Origin of the sequence: Sodaliphilus pleomorphus (genome assembly GCF_009676955.1) — a bacterium.
GTDB classification, from domain to species: domain Bacteria; phylum Bacteroidota; class Bacteroidia; order Bacteroidales; family Muribaculaceae; genus Sodaliphilus; species Sodaliphilus pleomorphus.
Genome location: NZ_CP045696.1, coordinates 2492844 through 2505610, shown reverse-complemented (window position 1 = coordinate 2505610; position 12767 = coordinate 2492844). Strand labels below are relative to the sequence as shown.

Here is a 12767-nt window from a genome sequence, read left to right as displayed (position 1 = left end):
AAAGAAACAGAGCAATGAAATTCGACAACAAAGCATTCCACAAGTGGGAGGATGAAACCCACATACCCGAGAAGATAATGACGATGGTCAACGCAATAGCAAAGCAGGTTGGCTGTGATGAGGTTGCGGAAGAGACGATTAACCTCTACAACCGAGACAACCAAGTGATTGGCTTTGCGAAAGGTTTCAGCCTGACGCACTGCACGTCCTCCTACGCTGATGGCCCAAGTCCGGACTACTCGAAAGAAATGGCCATGTGGCTGAAAGGTCTCAACTTTGTGGTTGAGAACAGCCATGGTGATAACGGCATGGACTGCTCAACCAACTGGCAGGACACCTACTGGACGCACGAGTTCATCTACAAGCCTACTGAGGTCTATGAGGAGCGTTTCATAATTTGTGAAGATAAAGACTACATCGAGTAATGGCTGTTCAGCAAACATACATCATCAAGGTTTGGAACGGAGCAGACACCTACTTTGAGGCAGGACGAAAGCGCAGCAATGGTGACAGAACCTGTGATGCTGACTTCCACCGAGTAGGCTGCAAGAGAGTTGAGACCTGCAAGAAGTACATCAAGAACTGGCGCAAGCAAGTGATAGAGAAAGGCTGGCAATCCCTGTTCAGTTCACTTGCTGCCGAAGATGGACGATACGAGATTATAGCAACACCCGATGGCTACCACGAAGAAGGTGTGGTGGCAAGCGGATTGATTATTGACCTATAAAAACAAAGAGCAATGAACACGATTAAGTTACCGAGCGGATTGGAGTTCAAGTGCACCGATGAGGGCGCAATCTTCATGATGAACGCCAAGACAGCTAACCGCTACAACGAGTTGTACGACAAAGCGATTGACGAGTTGAACCGGAGCAACGACCTGCGAGCATTCGACAGGATGCACGAGCAAGTCCGCAAGGAGTGCGACCCACAAGAGGTGTACTTCTATGAGTTCAATAACCACGAAAGTATGTATGCCTACGATGGCGACTACGAGGCGATAAAGCTTATCATTGACATCTTCGGCGAGGACATTGCCCGAAAGATTAAGCGTTACAACGCTGGCTACAGCATTGACTACATCATGATACCCGAGTGGGTTAAGCACACGTGGTTGATGTTGCAGCGACTTATCCGAGATTGTGATTACTACCTCGGCTGTGGTAACCGATGCGCCAAGCATCTGTGGGCACGTGATGAGGAAGCGCAGATTACGGAAATGCGCAAACTGCTTGCTGAACTGCCCGATGAGTATAAGCCAGAGTGGTTGACCAGCAAGAAGATCGATGTGTACGAGAGTAAGATGTTAAACCTGCAACCTGTTGTATTATGATGAGAGTTGAGTTTAGATCAGAAGCCTATCAGACGATCGACTGGTTTCAAGCGTGGTTGACCAAAAACGGACGAAGCAAGTTGGTGCTTGTTGGACTGCCATTCCACACATGGAAGGTGCAGTTTGAGGAGTATGCTGCGACACGTGGTTTTCATGTAACATGGAGATAATTATGAGCACGAAAGATTCTATAGTAGCCTGCTTGATGGTCCCAACCAAACTGATTGACGACCTTTGCGATGAGTATTGCGTGGACTTTAGCGAAAGCGATGTCTGTTATATGCTGAATTGCTGCGCTGGTGATTGTTTTCACAAGCACCATTACAGGGATTTTGGCGGTATGCTTGTTCTCCTTGTCATGTGTGAAATCGTCGACAAGTACACAGATGTTCTTGACGAGGATAAGTTTGATTACGACATAAATGGCGCCTATTCGGCAATCATATATGACGGAGTGAGAATTGAGAGCAAGCAGCAGCTTGACGAGATTTATAACAGGATGCTGGAACGCAACCTAACATACAACAATTAAGATTATGGCAACACTATTCAAGGTTGGCGAAAAGCCAAAGACGGTTGAGCCTAAGAATGGCTCTGACTTCAAACTGGAAGAAGTTTGGGATTTGATAGGCGGCTACGTACAAGTGGTTCAGCTGCCCGGTGGTAACATCATGTTGGTAGACGAAGATGGATTGATGAAACAACTGCCAGTCAACATCGAGGCAACAGCATGGGTCATGAGACATTGCGATTATCCGAACTTGATTGTGGGAACGGCACTGCTTTGCAAGAGTAAGGAGTTTAAGTGATATGGAACAGATTTGCTACAACTGCAAGCACGCTTATCACGCTGGGTGCGATATGATATGCTGGACCTGTGAACTGAACAACGGGAAAGTTGAGTCCTATAACTCATGCAACAACTATGAACCAAGTAACGACAACGAAGATGATGAAGAAGATTAGCATTGCGCTTGATGAGACCGAGCAAAATATGTTGCTCATTGCTCTGATGGAGAAAGCGATAAGTTGCCAAGGCAAACCTGCCGAGGAGAGTTACAAACAGCTGTATGGCGAATTTTATGAGGCTATCGCCACAGGCACAATAATTGATGAACAATGATTTATAAAGTCGAGATTTTAGAGACCTTGCGCAAGGTTGTCAAGGTTGAGGCAGAGTCACCTGCCAAAGCAAGAGAGATAGTCTGTGAGAGGTGGTGCAACGGGGATTATGTCCTCGGCGAAGACGATTTCTACGATGTCGAATTTGAACCATTTGAAAGCTATGAACAAGGTGCAGATGGTGTATGAGTGTGACGTGTGGCTGAGTAGGCATGACAGAAAGCTGGTTGCTGTCTGTACTGACTGGGAAGATGTTAGACAAGTCCTGTTGGAGTATCGTGATTGCAACCCGGACCAGGTTGCGGAAGTCATGATGAACGGCCAGTCGCAATGTGGTGACTCACGCTTGGAAAACAACTTCATTGTTGAGGAAGTGGAAGTAAATAAGTTACTTGTGGACTAAAGTTAGTAAAAGTTAAATCATTGGTATTCAGCAAATTAACTGCGTTTTTCTTTGGTTATATCGTGATTTCTTTGTAGTTTTGCATATTGAAACTAACATACTAACGTAATAAAGAAACGAAGAGCAATGATGAGAGAGTACGGAACAAACAACTGGAAGTTCGATGAAACTCTGATTGACTGGAAGAAGGTCAATAGCGGTGCGCTCCACACGCAGGAGTACCGCACAATGTACTTGATTGAGTTTTACGAAATGGGAGCAAATGTGTACGACCCAGACTTCCTCGGAGATAAGATTGCTTACACTCGTGCAGGTGCTATGGCGATTGCAAGAAAGTTCGCCAAAGGCAATGTGCGAGCCAATATCATGATTGCGTACCTTGATGGTTACGAGAATTTGACCTATAAGGAGGGCCGAAATGTGCTGACGATGAAAACGATTGGCGACATCAGCAGAGAGAACTTGTGGGAGATGATTGACTACTGGAACTAATGATAAACCAACAAAGTAAAGAGCAATGAGACTTTTCAGAGTTTACGTAAGACACAAAGGCGAAAGTGACCTGCTTATCAATCCTGTTGAGATTATCAAAGGTTACAGGAATGCTTGCAGACGTTTTTGGCATCTTGTTGATGGAGTGAACAGTCAACGATTTCACGGCAATGTTGGTGAAGTAAAAATGCTGGAGTTCAAAGACTGGGACTTTAGCTACGATGGGTTTCTTCTCGGTAGCGGTGGAACAGAAATCAAAGTTCACCAGTTTAACAATCAGTGATTATGGATTACGAAAAGATAAAGCAGGATGCTTACAACAAGTTGAAGTCCTACCTGTCACAGCACATCGGGAACGGCTTCATTCCCAATATCAAAGCGATTGAGAAAGAGGTGCGAAACCTGCGAAATGGTATCAGAATCCTTGAACAAGGCGCACCGCTTTTCGCCACCAACCTGCAAGAGGTTGAGAAAGCCGAGACTGGTATCGCTATCCGTCAAGGAAAGATTCAAGCATACCAAGAGATTTTAGATAAGTATTACTTAACAATCAAAGAGCAATGAACACAGAAACATTTACCCTACGACCGAGCGTTGAAGCCTTGCGCAAGCAAGCATGTGACGCTCATTACTGGAACAGTTTCCAACCCGACAGAGCAGCAGAAGTCGTGTTGGCAAGCGTGGAAAGCGAGTTGCGTGACTACCAATCGCAACTTCCCGATGAACTGAAAGAGGACTTCGAGAAACGCTACCTTGACCTAACCTCACGTTGGCTGAGTGCGTTGAGTCGTTGTGCCTCTCCTGCTGTAACTGGCCCTGCCAAGTTTCCAGTGAAGAAGATGCAGAAGGCCAACGAAGCCGAGCGTAATGCCCGAATGAAACTTGATGAATGGGCGAAGAAGTTCGTTCACCGAGTGACCCACCCAACCCAACATCGACTGACAGGTTGGGCGGAGATTGAGCGATTGCAGATGAAGGTCGACCAACTGGCCGAGTTGCAAGAGTTGATGAAAGCGTGCAACGCAATCGTCCGCAAGAAATTGTTGACCGATGAGGAAAAGGTGGACGAAATGGTTTCCCTTGGAGTGCATGAGAAAATCGCCAAAGACCTGCTCGAACCCGACTTCTGTGGTCGCAGAGGTTTCCCGAGTTATGCACTGACCAACAACCTTGCAAAGATTAAGCAGGCGCAAGAGCGTATTGACAACTTAACCAAGATGGTTAACACAGAGAACAGAGAGGTCGAGTTGGATTGGGGAACAATCGAACTTGACTACCAAGATGAGCGTATCCGTCTGTACTTTGATGAGATTCCCAGCGAGGAACTGAGAACGCAGTTAAAGCAAAATGCCTTCAAGTGGTCACGCATGAACCAAGCGTGGCAGCGCCAGTTGACCGATAATGCCCTGGGAGTAACGAAGCGCATTTTCGGACTGAAACAGCTATGAGAAACCATTGATGAACAAGTTTCTTTATTCGAAAGTATTTGGGCTCGAAAAGTTTTCGTGAGAAAAGTATTCGGTTCTCGAATACTTTCATTATCTTTACAGGGTAATTACAGCAATTTCGTACGAAAAATGAAAAGACTTGATGAGATATTAGACCGCAATCGGCCGATTGATGCCATAATATCTGACCTGCAAGAAAAGTCGACAACTCCGCCATCATGGAGTTATCTCCGTAGTGTACTTGACCCCAAACTACACCGCATTATTCACGATACTTACGATAGACGTGACAAGGTGCGTGGCGGCGGCAAGGTCGACAAGGCGGCAAGGTTGGCAATCGGTTTGGAACGTTTGCTCTGCAAGAGAGTGAACCAGTTCACGTTCACGCTGCCGGTGAAACGTGTGTACTCTAATATTGAGGGAAATGCAGTTCGCCAAGATATAGCCAATGCGATTGAGCGCATTTATGAGCGAGCGCATATCAACTCGGTCAATATGAGGCGAGGTTTCGCATTCTTTGCTGCTTGTGAGATTTTCACGCTTTGGTATGTGGTAAAGAAACAAAACACTGACTATGGTTTTAATTCAGAGTACAAGCTCCGCTGCCGCACATTCTCGCCGCTGCATGACGATGTTGTACTGTATCCTCTACTTGATGAGTATGACGACATGATAGCGATGTCGATTGCCTACACTGAAAAGATCATGGACGAGGACGTTGACTTCTTTGAGACTTGGACTGCCGACACTCATTTTAAGTGGCGTAAAGAGGCTGACCGAGGTTGGGTTGACGAAATCGTCTATGAGGATGGTGAAGGCAACACGACCTATGGTGATGAAATACTGATTGGCAAGATACCGGGGTCGTATGCTTGGCGAGACAACCCCACGTGGGAGCAAGGAACACCGCAACTGCGTGAGGACGTTGAGTACACCCATTCTCGTGACAGCGATGTCGTGGCCTACAATTCTGCACCAATCCTCAAAGTAGCTGGAGGCGTAGCGGGCAAAGAAGAAAAGGGTGAGACCAGACGTGTGTACAGAGTGCAGAATGGCGGTGATGTGTCCTATGTGTCATGGAACCAGTCACAGGAAGCCACCAAGAGCCACATAGACCGCTCGCTGGATTTGTTTTGGCAACTCAACCAAATGCCCGATACCAGTTTCAAGAACATGATGGCACTGGGCAATATAGGTTACGACGCTCGCATGACGGTTCTGATGGATGCCTTGCTCCGCACTGGCGAGGAGAGCCAACCGATGATAGAGTTCTTTGAGCGAGAGTGTAACGTGATTAAGGCTTTTATCAAACAGATGAACCAAGCGTGGGCAAGTGAGGTTGATAACGTGATTGTGACCCACCATATTCAGCCTTACGTTATGCGCAATGAAGAAGCAGAAATCAACCTACGCATGAAGGCTAATGGTGGCAAAGCTATTGAAAGCCAACTGGAGAGTATCGAACGTTTTGGCAAGTCGAAAGACGCACAAGCTACACTGGAGCAGATACAGCAAGAATCAGCGAAAGAAAAGTCCGTTCAGATGAATAGCGTTTTTGAGGGCGCTATGTAAATTCAATGACTTATGAAAGAAAAGATAGCAACATACCTTATCCGTCTTGCTACATGGCTTAACCCAAGTCTATTCAGCATGGTGTCAGAGAAAGGACGTGAAACAAAGAAACTCGGCATTTCATTTGCGGTGTCACCTGCCGAAATTGGTCACTATCGCCAGCGCAAAGGCTGCTCATATGTCAAGGCGCAACATGAGTTAATAAGCGACACAAAAAAGCGTGTCCGCCAGTCAATTTATGCAGGACTGCTAAAAGGCGAGTATATTGAGTATAATGTCCACAAACAAGGAGTCGACATTATCGTGAGTGGTTGTATCTATATAAATGTCAAGACCGATGTCAAGTCGTAGCGCAAAATACTACCAAACTCACCCAAAAGCAAGGGCGAAGAAAAAGGCTTACGACACCGAGTTCAACAGCAAACCCGAGCAGGTGAAAAAGCGTGGCGAGTTGAAGAAAGCCAATGCTGAACATGACAAGAAGTACGGCAAGGCAAGTCGCAGAGGTAAGGACTTGTCGCATACCAGTCGTGGGTTGGTCTATAAGAAATCATCTGTAAATCGTGGCTCAAAGTCAGACAGTGCTGGCGATCGCAGAGCAAGAGGTGGTAAAAAGTAATGGCACGACAGAAGAAAGCGACCATACAGCATAAGTGCCGAGAGTGTGGCAATTCCACTGATTGGCAGGATGAGGCTCTTGACGGGCATCTTATTCTTTGCCGTTGTCCGTTCCGAGAGTTTCTTCAATTCCTTGACCACGATGGCTGCAACGACAAATATAAGCCGAGAAGATGAGAACACCGAACCAACGCAACCGCTATGCGAAGTTGAAAGGTCGGCTCAACAAATATTCGTTGGCAGTTCAGAATATCTATGACCTGTTGAATGTTGAGGCGGCAAAGATAGCCACCGGCACTGGATTTGCTGGTGGTGTGTTTCGCTTCTCTGACTACCCAATGACAGCAGATGCGGTGAATCGGCTGCAAGAGAGGTTTGTTCGTGAAATGCGTGGTCTAATCTATTCGGGTACATCGGCAGAATGGAAAGAGAGTAACCTTGTTCAAGACCTGCTGGCAAATGACGTTTTAAGGTCGTATGGAGCAACGATACATGGTGAGAAAACTAAGGTGTACTACCAAAAGAATAGTGACGCTCTGAGGGCATTCCAAGAACGCACAGAGCGTGGAATGAACTTGTCTACCAAGTTGTGGAACCAGTCGAGTAACTACAAGCAAGAACTGGAGCATGCCATCTCGTCAGCCATTGAGAAAGGCACAAGCGCAGTTACTCTGTCTAAGCAGTTGAGTAAATACTTGCATGACTTTCCGTCGCTGAAAGCAGATTATAAGGAGCGTTTCGGTCAAGCTGTGACCTGCCAAGATTGCGAGTACCGCTCGATCAGACTGGCGAGGACAGAAATCAATATGGCTTATCGTACAGCAGAACAGACGCGCTGGAAACAGATGGACTTCGTTGTCGGCTTTGAGGTCAAGTTGAGTTTCAGTCATGAAATTACTGACATCTGTGATAGCGCACAGGGCAAGTACCCAAAGGACTTCGTGTTCATGGGCTGGCACCCGAATTGTATGTGCTACACAATCCCGATTCTTAAAACGGAGAGCGAGTTTTGGTCTGGCGATACCAGTGCGCCAAGCGTGAATGAAGTGACTGATGTTCCTGCTGGTTTCAAGCAATGGGTGCAGGACAACCAAGAGCGGCTGGCAGTTGCAGAACAGCGAGGCACGCTGCCGTATTGGTATTCAGACAACCGTGGCTACGCAAATGATTATGCGGTCGAAACATCATATTCGTCAATTTTTAGTCCAATAGCATCATATTATAATTCAGCAATTAGTCAAATAGGAGTAGATATTATTTCAGAAAGAGAAGCGTTGTCAATCCTTGAACAAACATTTAGGTCTGGTGGCTATAAAGTTCGTGGTGAGTTTGATGGCTTCTATATAGACAGAATGAATTTAGAGGAGTCTATGATGAGAACTATTCCTGTTTTTGACGAAAACGGAAATAGGAGAAATCGTATCTACATATCCAATAATACACTTCGCAGGAAAACACAAAACGGAGAAACTCTTGTTTATAATCCCATGTTTGAACTGCGCTGTGCGTTAACTGCTATTCAAAGAGGTGTACCATTAACATTTGGTCAAGAGTATTCTATTGAGAGCGTATGGCATGAAATAAGACATGCGCAAGCGAAAGGTTGGAGGCAGCTATTGAAAGACAAAGACCATGAAGTGATTTTGCGTACTTCTATGGAAACGGTTAATCAGTTTTGTGCAAGAAGGACGTATGGTGGGTTTTTAAGGAAACTTGGTGCGACCCCAATCAACGAACAACTGATTATAAGTTCAGGTTACGGATATGGTGTGGAAGTCAGAAATTTTGAGGCTTTACTGGAAAGGTGTGGAATTAGCAGCAAAGAAGCATTTTCATACCTTGACCACAGGTCAAAGGAAAACTATTCAGAAATGGTTTATACCAACATTAGGAGTTTACTCGAAAGACATGGCGTTAAAAGAGAAAGTGCAAAAATGTTGGTAGACAGATTAAGCTCCAGTAACAAATCGTTTAGGACAATCATGGATGATATATTGTCCTAAAAAAAGAATTGCGCATCATATCGTCACGCACAAGAGATATGTAGTGCTTCATCTTCTTTTTATCACCTCTGATGTTGAAGAGTAAGGCAAGGTCTCTATATTTTGTGTCGGCATCGAGTTTTAAGTATAGCTCCTTGGGGAGATAGCCTATTTTCTCGACTTCCAGTTTTGTAGGATTATGGTCGTATATCGTTTCCATGTCTTTGTAATTTTCGACAAAGATAGCCAATTTTTCTCAAAGTTGCGTAATGTTCAGTGAAAAAGTGTGTCTAATTCCCCAAAGTTAGCAAAAGTTAAACCTTTGATAGTCAGTAAAATAAATGGATTTTTCTTTGGTCAATTCAAATAATTGTTGTAGTTTTGTATATGCAAAAACAACTACAAGTTTAACGTAATAAAGAAACGAAGAGCAATGACAGCAATCTACGAAATTCAAAACGCTGCAAACGAAATCAGTTATGACAGCAACAAGAAAAGGTTCGTATCTAACCTGTACTGGGCTTTAGTAAATAAAGGCATGAAGCCGTGTATCGTCAACGGGTTATACCTCGAAGTCGCCGGAACTAACTATCACCTTGTGAACAACAAGCGTAAAGGTTCTTATACTATCTGCAAAATCTAAGAGGTATGAAAGTTTTCACGATTAACAATTTAAGCCACGGTTAAGCGGTTTTTATGAATACTAACTACGGGATGAAAAGTAGTGCAAAATGGCACGTAACGGACGGGGTTTTAACTTATGGTGTATTTGATACGCTTGAAGCAGCGTCTAATAAAGCAGCAGAACTGGAAAAGGAAGAAGGGCGCGAGTTCTGGGTGGTAAAATATTAAAATTCAGAATGGATACTACGCAACGCCGAACAGATTTGACTAATAACGTTTAGAGGCTGCGCTATCGGCTTAACGGGCACAAAGAGCAATGACAATAGAAACAGCATGGGTGGGAGTGCCCTCAATGAGATTAAAGACAAAAGAAATGAGATTTGAGGATGTCAAGTCTTTTGCAAAAATGCACAAGCTTGGGGTGTACAATAGCCTAACAGGAAAAGTCGATGAAGTAGATGGCTACCTCAAACCTGCAACAAGAGCAATAAGAACGTATGGTTTTTATACTGGTTCCTATGTTGATAGTCCAGAATTTGATTTGGTGCCATTTGGCACAACGGTTGAGTTCGGAATGTATGTGTTCCCGAAGAAAGAAGTTTAACCATATAAAACGAAAAAACTATGACACAGAAACAAGCATTAAAACAGCTGGAGGAGTATTGCAGGGTGAACGATATGCACCTGACGGCTTCTTCGTTTGAGCGAAACGTATATGCGCTTGCAGTGCACGATGGCAAAGCAGCTGGAAACAGCGTGATTGAGGGAGGAATGCTGTACAATCGTATAAGCGGATACTACAAGCCAACAGAGCTTTTGATATGGCTCGACGGCTACCATGCAGGTTTGCAGTAATAAAGACAACAAACCAAAAAACAAAGTTATGGACTACGCTATTTACAAAAATGTTAACGGCAATAAGCCTCACGTTATCTACACCTTTACGCAGGAGGCTTGCAACCACAGGGCGAAAGCTGCAGCGCGCGAAAAGCTGAACGACATCTGGCTGCGCGTTATCCAGCGCCCGGAGCGCTATCATAACGCGCGAGGCGCGAGTGATGAGTTTAGCTATGACTACATGACGAGCTCTAACACCTCAGATTTAATTAGGTTCTACATAACAAATTATAAAACTAAACAATAATTAGCAAAGAGCAATGGAAAGAAACAGAACAACTTTACTTGACACGATCGCTCGCAATAATGATTGCAGCGTGTGTGATGCAGAAGAAATTCTGCAAGACGAACTGAACGTGTGCCGCGACCTGCTGTCAGCAGGCGACCTCGACTACTCCGACATGGAAGATATGTGCATGAACCTCGGTGTGGAATTCGATGAGATTGAGCAGATGCTTTTAATGCTGTGACCAATGAAAGCAAGAACGAGGAGAGAACGGGAGGTGGAGGAGTTGAGCAGGAGGCTTGCTCCTCTATCTTCCTCTGATATGGAGTTCGCACGTACCGCAGGTGTAGAACACACTGGTCTATACACTGGTAAGCGAGTCAAGTGTACGGAGTGTGGTCATGTGTGGCAGCAACAGGGCTTGAAGAAGCAAGTACGCTGTCCGCATTGCAATACCTTACTGACCTTGCGTGCTTCACGGTGCAAGAAAGCGAGTGAGGTGTGTTATATGGTTGTCCTGCAAAGTTGCCGAGGTTGGCAAGTGTGCAGATACTTTCGTTTGAAATGGTCGTGTCCCGTCAACGGTGGTAGAACCTTGTGTGTCGATGAGGCAGTTCAGCATTGGATTGGCTCTGATGGCAAACTAATTGTGTTAGCAAGACCACGCATTATGGGTTTCTACATTGATAATTTCAATTATAAAGAGCCAATGTCGATTAAACGGAATGTTTCTTATTCAGCCTGGCATTTGCCGTATTGGGCTGTGAGAGTAAAGAGCGTCCTGCCAGTATTGAGACGGAATGGCTACAAGCAAAATCTGTTCGCTATGCAGCCTTACGACCTGTTTTGTTTATTACTTACCAATCCCTTTGCGGAAACGCTTTATAAGGCTGGATATGGCAACCTGCTTCGAATTTTAGACTATCGCAGAGTTCTGCATGATGATAACTATATCGCAGCCGTGAAGATTGTTTTGCGGAACCACTATCCACTGAAAAGCAAAGACGATGTGGTGATGTGGCTTGATATGGTAGAAAGTTTAATCAAGTTGGACAAGGACGTTCATAATCGACACTTCGTTTGTCCTGCCAACTTGAAACAAGCGCACGACAGAGCGATGGAGCAAGTTAGGCGAAAACAGGAGCTGGAAAGGAGGCGTACAATAGCTGAGAAACTAAGGAAGGACAAGAAATTGGCCAAGTCGTATGTTAAGAGGATGAACAAGTACTTCGACTTGCTGTTCACTCATGGCAACATCGTGATTGGAGTGCTTAAAAGTGTAGCAGAATTTGAGGAAGAAGGGAAAGCAATGCACCATTGCGTATTTGCCAATAAGTATTTTGCCAAAGAGAACTCACTTGTGATGTCTGCCAGAGTAGGTGGTGAACGTATGGAAACTATCGAGATAGATTTGAGAGACTGCCAACTGGTTCAATCAAGAGGAGTGAACAATGGCATTTCGCCATATCATGACGAGATAGTTGCGCTTGTCAATGCAAACCTGTTCCAAATCAGAAAACTTAGTGGCATAGCATAATTGTGAAATTTTGTGAAAATATAGCAAATTATGAGCAAAAAGTGTTCGACTTTCAAATATATTTTGTAATTTTGTATTGGAACAATGAAGATTTATACGTCATATTTCTCAAATGGTAAGCGATTGAGCGCCGCCAATGTGGTGATGGTGGGGGTTGCATTATTCCCCCCCAAGTGGTTTTATGGCACATCACTGAAACAAGTTGCGCCAAAGTACAGTATTTTGAAGGACACAATCTTCACAAAGGAGCGTTACACTCAAAGGTATCGTAACGAGGTGTTGAGTCATGTTGACCCTTACTGGGTAATTGAGGTATTGGAACGAATAAGCGGCGGACGTGATGTTGCCCTGTGCTGTTTTGAGAAGCCTGGCGACTTTTGCCACCGACACATTCTCGCCCAGTGGTTGATGGAGAACACCGGGGTTGAGGTTACGGAGTTTGGTGCGTCCGACAATAAAGAGCCAGAGCACCCACAGCCTAAACAGATATCCCTGTTTGACTGAAAAAACTTT

25 protein-coding genes are annotated in these 12767 nt (G+C 44.9%); 24 read left to right on the top strand and 1 reads right to left on the bottom strand.

The genetic code is table 11. The features are described 5' to 3' along the window. Positions 1–14 precede the first annotated feature (14 nt). The 16 genes from GF423_RS10375 to GF423_RS10300 all read left to right on the top strand — a co-directional run bounded on the left by GF423_RS10375 (position 15) and on the right by GF423_RS10300 (position 8991). Positions 15–425, top strand: coding sequence for a hypothetical protein (locus GF423_RS10375; RefSeq protein WP_154328286.1), 411 nt, complete (start codon positions 15–17; stop codon positions 423–425). Beyond that, on the top strand, positions 425–727 hold the full coding sequence (locus tag GF423_RS10370) for a hypothetical protein (protein WP_154328285.1): 303 nt from the start codon (positions 425–427) through the stop codon (positions 725–727). The genes GF423_RS10375 and GF423_RS10370 overlap by 1 nt, the downstream gene beginning before the upstream one ends. Before the next feature lie 39 nt (positions 728–766). Further along, complete coding sequence (locus GF423_RS14200; protein ID WP_235911555.1) at positions 767–1333, top strand: LPD11 domain-containing protein; 567 nt, start codon at positions 767–769, stop codon at positions 1331–1333. A 172-nt stretch (positions 1334–1505) separates the two neighbouring features. After that, on the top strand, positions 1506–1865 hold the full coding sequence (locus GF423_RS10360) for a hypothetical protein (protein WP_154328284.1): 360 nt from the start codon (positions 1506–1508) through the stop codon (positions 1863–1865). Positions 1866–1869: 4 nt separating this feature from the next. Then, the gene (locus GF423_RS10355; RefSeq protein ID WP_154328283.1) at positions 1870–2142 is read left to right on the top strand and encodes a DUF3846 domain-containing protein; all 273 of its coding nucleotides are present in this window, start codon (positions 1870–1872) and stop codon (positions 2140–2142) included. 140 nt (positions 2143–2282) lie between these two features. Next, on the top strand, positions 2283–2456 hold the full coding sequence (locus tag GF423_RS10350) for a hypothetical protein (RefSeq protein ID WP_154328282.1): 174 nt from the start codon (positions 2283–2285) through the stop codon (positions 2454–2456). Next, the gene (locus GF423_RS10345; protein WP_154328281.1) at positions 2453–2644 is read left to right on the top strand and encodes a DpnD/PcfM family protein; all 192 of its coding nucleotides are present in this window, start codon (positions 2453–2455) and stop codon (positions 2642–2644) included. Before GF423_RS10350 ends, GF423_RS10345 begins: the two co-directional genes overlap by 4 nt. Next, positions 2619–2858 (top strand): hypothetical protein, encoded by a 240-nt coding sequence (locus tag GF423_RS10340; RefSeq protein ID WP_154328280.1) that lies wholly within the window; start codon positions 2619–2621, stop codon positions 2856–2858. The genes GF423_RS10345 and GF423_RS10340 overlap by 26 nt, the downstream gene beginning before the upstream one ends. 126 nt (positions 2859–2984) lie before the next feature. Next, positions 2985–3350, top strand: a complete 366-nt coding sequence (locus GF423_RS10335) for a hypothetical protein (RefSeq protein ID WP_154328279.1) — start codon at positions 2985–2987, stop codon at positions 3348–3350. 25 nt (positions 3351–3375) lie between these two features. Next, on the top strand, positions 3376–3633 hold the full coding sequence (locus GF423_RS10330; protein ID WP_154328278.1) for a hypothetical protein: 258 nt from the start codon (positions 3376–3378) through the stop codon (positions 3631–3633). Between the two features lie 2 nt (positions 3634–3635). Then, a complete protein-coding gene (locus tag GF423_RS10325; RefSeq protein ID WP_154328277.1) occupies positions 3636–3914 on the top strand; it encodes a hypothetical protein in 279 nt (92 codons plus the stop codon). After that, positions 3911–4798, top strand: a complete 888-nt coding sequence (locus tag GF423_RS10320; protein WP_154328276.1) for a hypothetical protein — start codon at positions 3911–3913, stop codon at positions 4796–4798. The genes GF423_RS10325 and GF423_RS10320 overlap by 4 nt, the downstream gene beginning before the upstream one ends. Before the next feature lie 129 nt (positions 4799–4927). Continuing rightward, positions 4928–6370, top strand: a complete 1443-nt coding sequence (locus GF423_RS10315; protein ID WP_154328275.1) for a phage portal protein — start codon at positions 4928–4930, stop codon at positions 6368–6370. A 12-nt stretch (positions 6371–6382) separates the two neighbouring features. Beyond that, positions 6383–6721 carry a hypothetical protein gene (locus GF423_RS10310; protein WP_154328274.1) on the top strand — a complete coding sequence of 113 codons (339 nt, stop codon included), beginning with the start codon at positions 6383–6385 and terminating at the stop codon, positions 6719–6721. Next, a complete protein-coding gene (locus GF423_RS10305; RefSeq protein ID WP_154328273.1) occupies positions 6708–6989 on the top strand; it encodes a hypothetical protein in 282 nt (93 codons plus the stop codon). Before GF423_RS10310 ends, GF423_RS10305 begins: the two co-directional genes overlap by 14 nt. 172 nt (positions 6990–7161) lie before the next feature. Beyond that, positions 7162–8991 carry a putative phage head morphogenesis protein gene (locus tag GF423_RS10300; RefSeq protein WP_154328272.1) on the top strand — a complete coding sequence of 610 codons (1830 nt, stop codon included), beginning with the start codon at positions 7162–7164 and terminating at the stop codon, positions 8989–8991. On the opposite strand, the gene GF423_RS10295 is transcribed toward GF423_RS10300, so the two are convergent. After that, complete coding sequence (locus GF423_RS10295; RefSeq protein ID WP_154328271.1) at positions 8969–9190, bottom strand: hypothetical protein; 222 nt, start codon at positions 9188–9190, stop codon at positions 8969–8971. The two genes, GF423_RS10300 and GF423_RS10295, sit on opposite strands and share 23 nt — an antisense overlap. A 213-nt stretch (positions 9191–9403) precedes the next feature. On the opposite strand from GF423_RS10295, the gene GF423_RS10290 reads away from it, so the two are divergent. The 8 genes from GF423_RS10290 to GF423_RS10255 all read left to right on the top strand — a co-directional run bounded on the left by GF423_RS10290 (position 9404) and on the right by GF423_RS10255 (position 12758). Further along, positions 9404–9613 (top strand): hypothetical protein, encoded by a 210-nt coding sequence (locus tag GF423_RS10290; RefSeq protein ID WP_154328270.1) that lies wholly within the window; start codon positions 9404–9406, stop codon positions 9611–9613. Positions 9614–9666: 53 nt separating this feature from the next. Continuing rightward, positions 9667–9822 carry a hypothetical protein gene (locus GF423_RS10285; RefSeq protein WP_154328269.1) on the top strand — a complete coding sequence of 52 codons (156 nt, stop codon included), beginning with the start codon at positions 9667–9669 and terminating at the stop codon, positions 9820–9822. A gap of 88 nt (positions 9823–9910) precedes the next feature. Next, positions 9911–10198 (top strand): hypothetical protein, encoded by a 288-nt coding sequence (locus tag GF423_RS10280; protein ID WP_154328268.1) that lies wholly within the window; start codon positions 9911–9913, stop codon positions 10196–10198. 20 nt (positions 10199–10218) lie between these two features. Further along, positions 10219–10449 carry a hypothetical protein gene (locus tag GF423_RS10275; protein WP_154328267.1) on the top strand — a complete coding sequence of 77 codons (231 nt, stop codon included), beginning with the start codon at positions 10219–10221 and terminating at the stop codon, positions 10447–10449. 28 nt (positions 10450–10477) lie between these two features. Continuing rightward, positions 10478–10738, top strand: coding sequence for a hypothetical protein (locus GF423_RS10270; protein WP_154328266.1), 261 nt, complete (start codon positions 10478–10480; stop codon positions 10736–10738). 13 nt (positions 10739–10751) lie between these two features. Continuing rightward, entirely contained in the window at positions 10752–10961 is a 210-nt protein-coding gene (locus GF423_RS10265) for a hypothetical protein (RefSeq protein WP_154328265.1), read from the top strand. A gap of 177 nt (positions 10962–11138) precedes the next feature. Beyond that, positions 11139–12254, top strand: coding sequence for a PcfJ domain-containing protein (locus GF423_RS10260; RefSeq protein ID WP_206113228.1), 1116 nt, complete (start codon positions 11139–11141; stop codon positions 12252–12254). Positions 12255–12338: 84 nt separating this feature from the next. Then, on the top strand, positions 12339–12758 hold the full coding sequence (locus GF423_RS10255) for a DUF488 family protein, N3 subclade (RefSeq protein WP_154328263.1): 420 nt from the start codon (positions 12339–12341) through the stop codon (positions 12756–12758). The last annotated feature ends 9 nt before the right edge of the window (positions 12759–12767 follow it).

What these genes read in the sequence shown, in the direction of transcription:
- GF423_RS10290 (WP_154328270.1), top strand. Translation starts at nt 9,404, where the DNA reads ATGACAGCAATCTACGAAATTCAAAACGCTGCAAACGAAATCAGTTAT.
- GF423_RS10360 (WP_154328284.1), top strand. Translation starts at nt 1,506, where the DNA reads ATGAGCACGAAAGATTCTATAGTAGCCTGCTTGATGGTCCCAACCAAA.
- GF423_RS10300 (WP_154328272.1), top strand. Translation starts at nt 7,162, where the DNA reads ATGAGAACACCGAACCAACGCAACCGCTATGCGAAGTTGAAAGGTCGG.
- GF423_RS10310 (WP_154328274.1), top strand. Translation starts at nt 6,383, where the DNA reads ATGAAAGAAAAGATAGCAACATACCTTATCCGTCTTGCTACATGGCTT.
- GF423_RS10280 (WP_154328268.1), top strand. Translation starts at nt 9,911, where the DNA reads ATGACAATAGAAACAGCATGGGTGGGAGTGCCCTCAATGAGATTAAAG.
- GF423_RS10265 (WP_154328265.1), top strand. Translation starts at nt 10,752, where the DNA reads ATGGAAAGAAACAGAACAACTTTACTTGACACGATCGCTCGCAATAAT.
- GF423_RS10305 (WP_154328273.1), top strand. Translation starts at nt 6,708, where the DNA reads ATGTCAAGTCGTAGCGCAAAATACTACCAAACTCACCCAAAAGCAAGG.
- GF423_RS10315 (WP_154328275.1), top strand. Translation starts at nt 4,928, where the DNA reads ATGAAAAGACTTGATGAGATATTAGACCGCAATCGGCCGATTGATGCC.
- GF423_RS10255 (WP_154328263.1), top strand. Translation starts at nt 12,339, where the DNA reads ATGAAGATTTATACGTCATATTTCTCAAATGGTAAGCGATTGAGCGCC.
- GF423_RS10335 (WP_154328279.1), top strand. Translation starts at nt 2,985, where the DNA reads ATGATGAGAGAGTACGGAACAAACAACTGGAAGTTCGATGAAACTCTG.
- GF423_RS10275 (WP_154328267.1), top strand. Translation starts at nt 10,219, where the DNA reads ATGACACAGAAACAAGCATTAAAACAGCTGGAGGAGTATTGCAGGGTG.
- GF423_RS10285 (WP_154328269.1), top strand. Translation starts at nt 9,667, where the DNA reads ATGAATACTAACTACGGGATGAAAAGTAGTGCAAAATGGCACGTAACG.
- GF423_RS10330 (WP_154328278.1), top strand. Translation starts at nt 3,376, where the DNA reads ATGAGACTTTTCAGAGTTTACGTAAGACACAAAGGCGAAAGTGACCTG.
- GF423_RS10375 (WP_154328286.1), top strand. Translation starts at nt 15, where the DNA reads ATGAAATTCGACAACAAAGCATTCCACAAGTGGGAGGATGAAACCCAC.
- GF423_RS10345 (WP_154328281.1), top strand. Translation starts at nt 2,453, where the DNA reads ATGATTTATAAAGTCGAGATTTTAGAGACCTTGCGCAAGGTTGTCAAG.
- GF423_RS10355 (WP_154328283.1), top strand. Translation starts at nt 1,870, where the DNA reads ATGGCAACACTATTCAAGGTTGGCGAAAAGCCAAAGACGGTTGAGCCT.
- GF423_RS10295 (WP_154328271.1), bottom strand. Translation starts at nt 9,190, where the DNA reads ATGGAAACGATATACGACCATAATCCTACAAAACTGGAAGTCGAGAAA.
- GF423_RS10325 (WP_154328277.1), top strand. Translation starts at nt 3,636, where the DNA reads ATGGATTACGAAAAGATAAAGCAGGATGCTTACAACAAGTTGAAGTCC.
- GF423_RS10370 (WP_154328285.1), top strand. Translation starts at nt 425, where the DNA reads ATGGCTGTTCAGCAAACATACATCATCAAGGTTTGGAACGGAGCAGAC.
- GF423_RS10340 (WP_154328280.1), top strand. Translation starts at nt 2,619, where the DNA reads ATGAACAAGGTGCAGATGGTGTATGAGTGTGACGTGTGGCTGAGTAGG.
- GF423_RS10350 (WP_154328282.1), top strand. Translation starts at nt 2,283, where the DNA reads ATGATGAAGAAGATTAGCATTGCGCTTGATGAGACCGAGCAAAATATG.
- GF423_RS10270 (WP_154328266.1), top strand. Translation starts at nt 10,478, where the DNA reads ATGGACTACGCTATTTACAAAAATGTTAACGGCAATAAGCCTCACGTT.
- GF423_RS10320 (WP_154328276.1), top strand. Translation starts at nt 3,911, where the DNA reads ATGAACACAGAAACATTTACCCTACGACCGAGCGTTGAAGCCTTGCGC.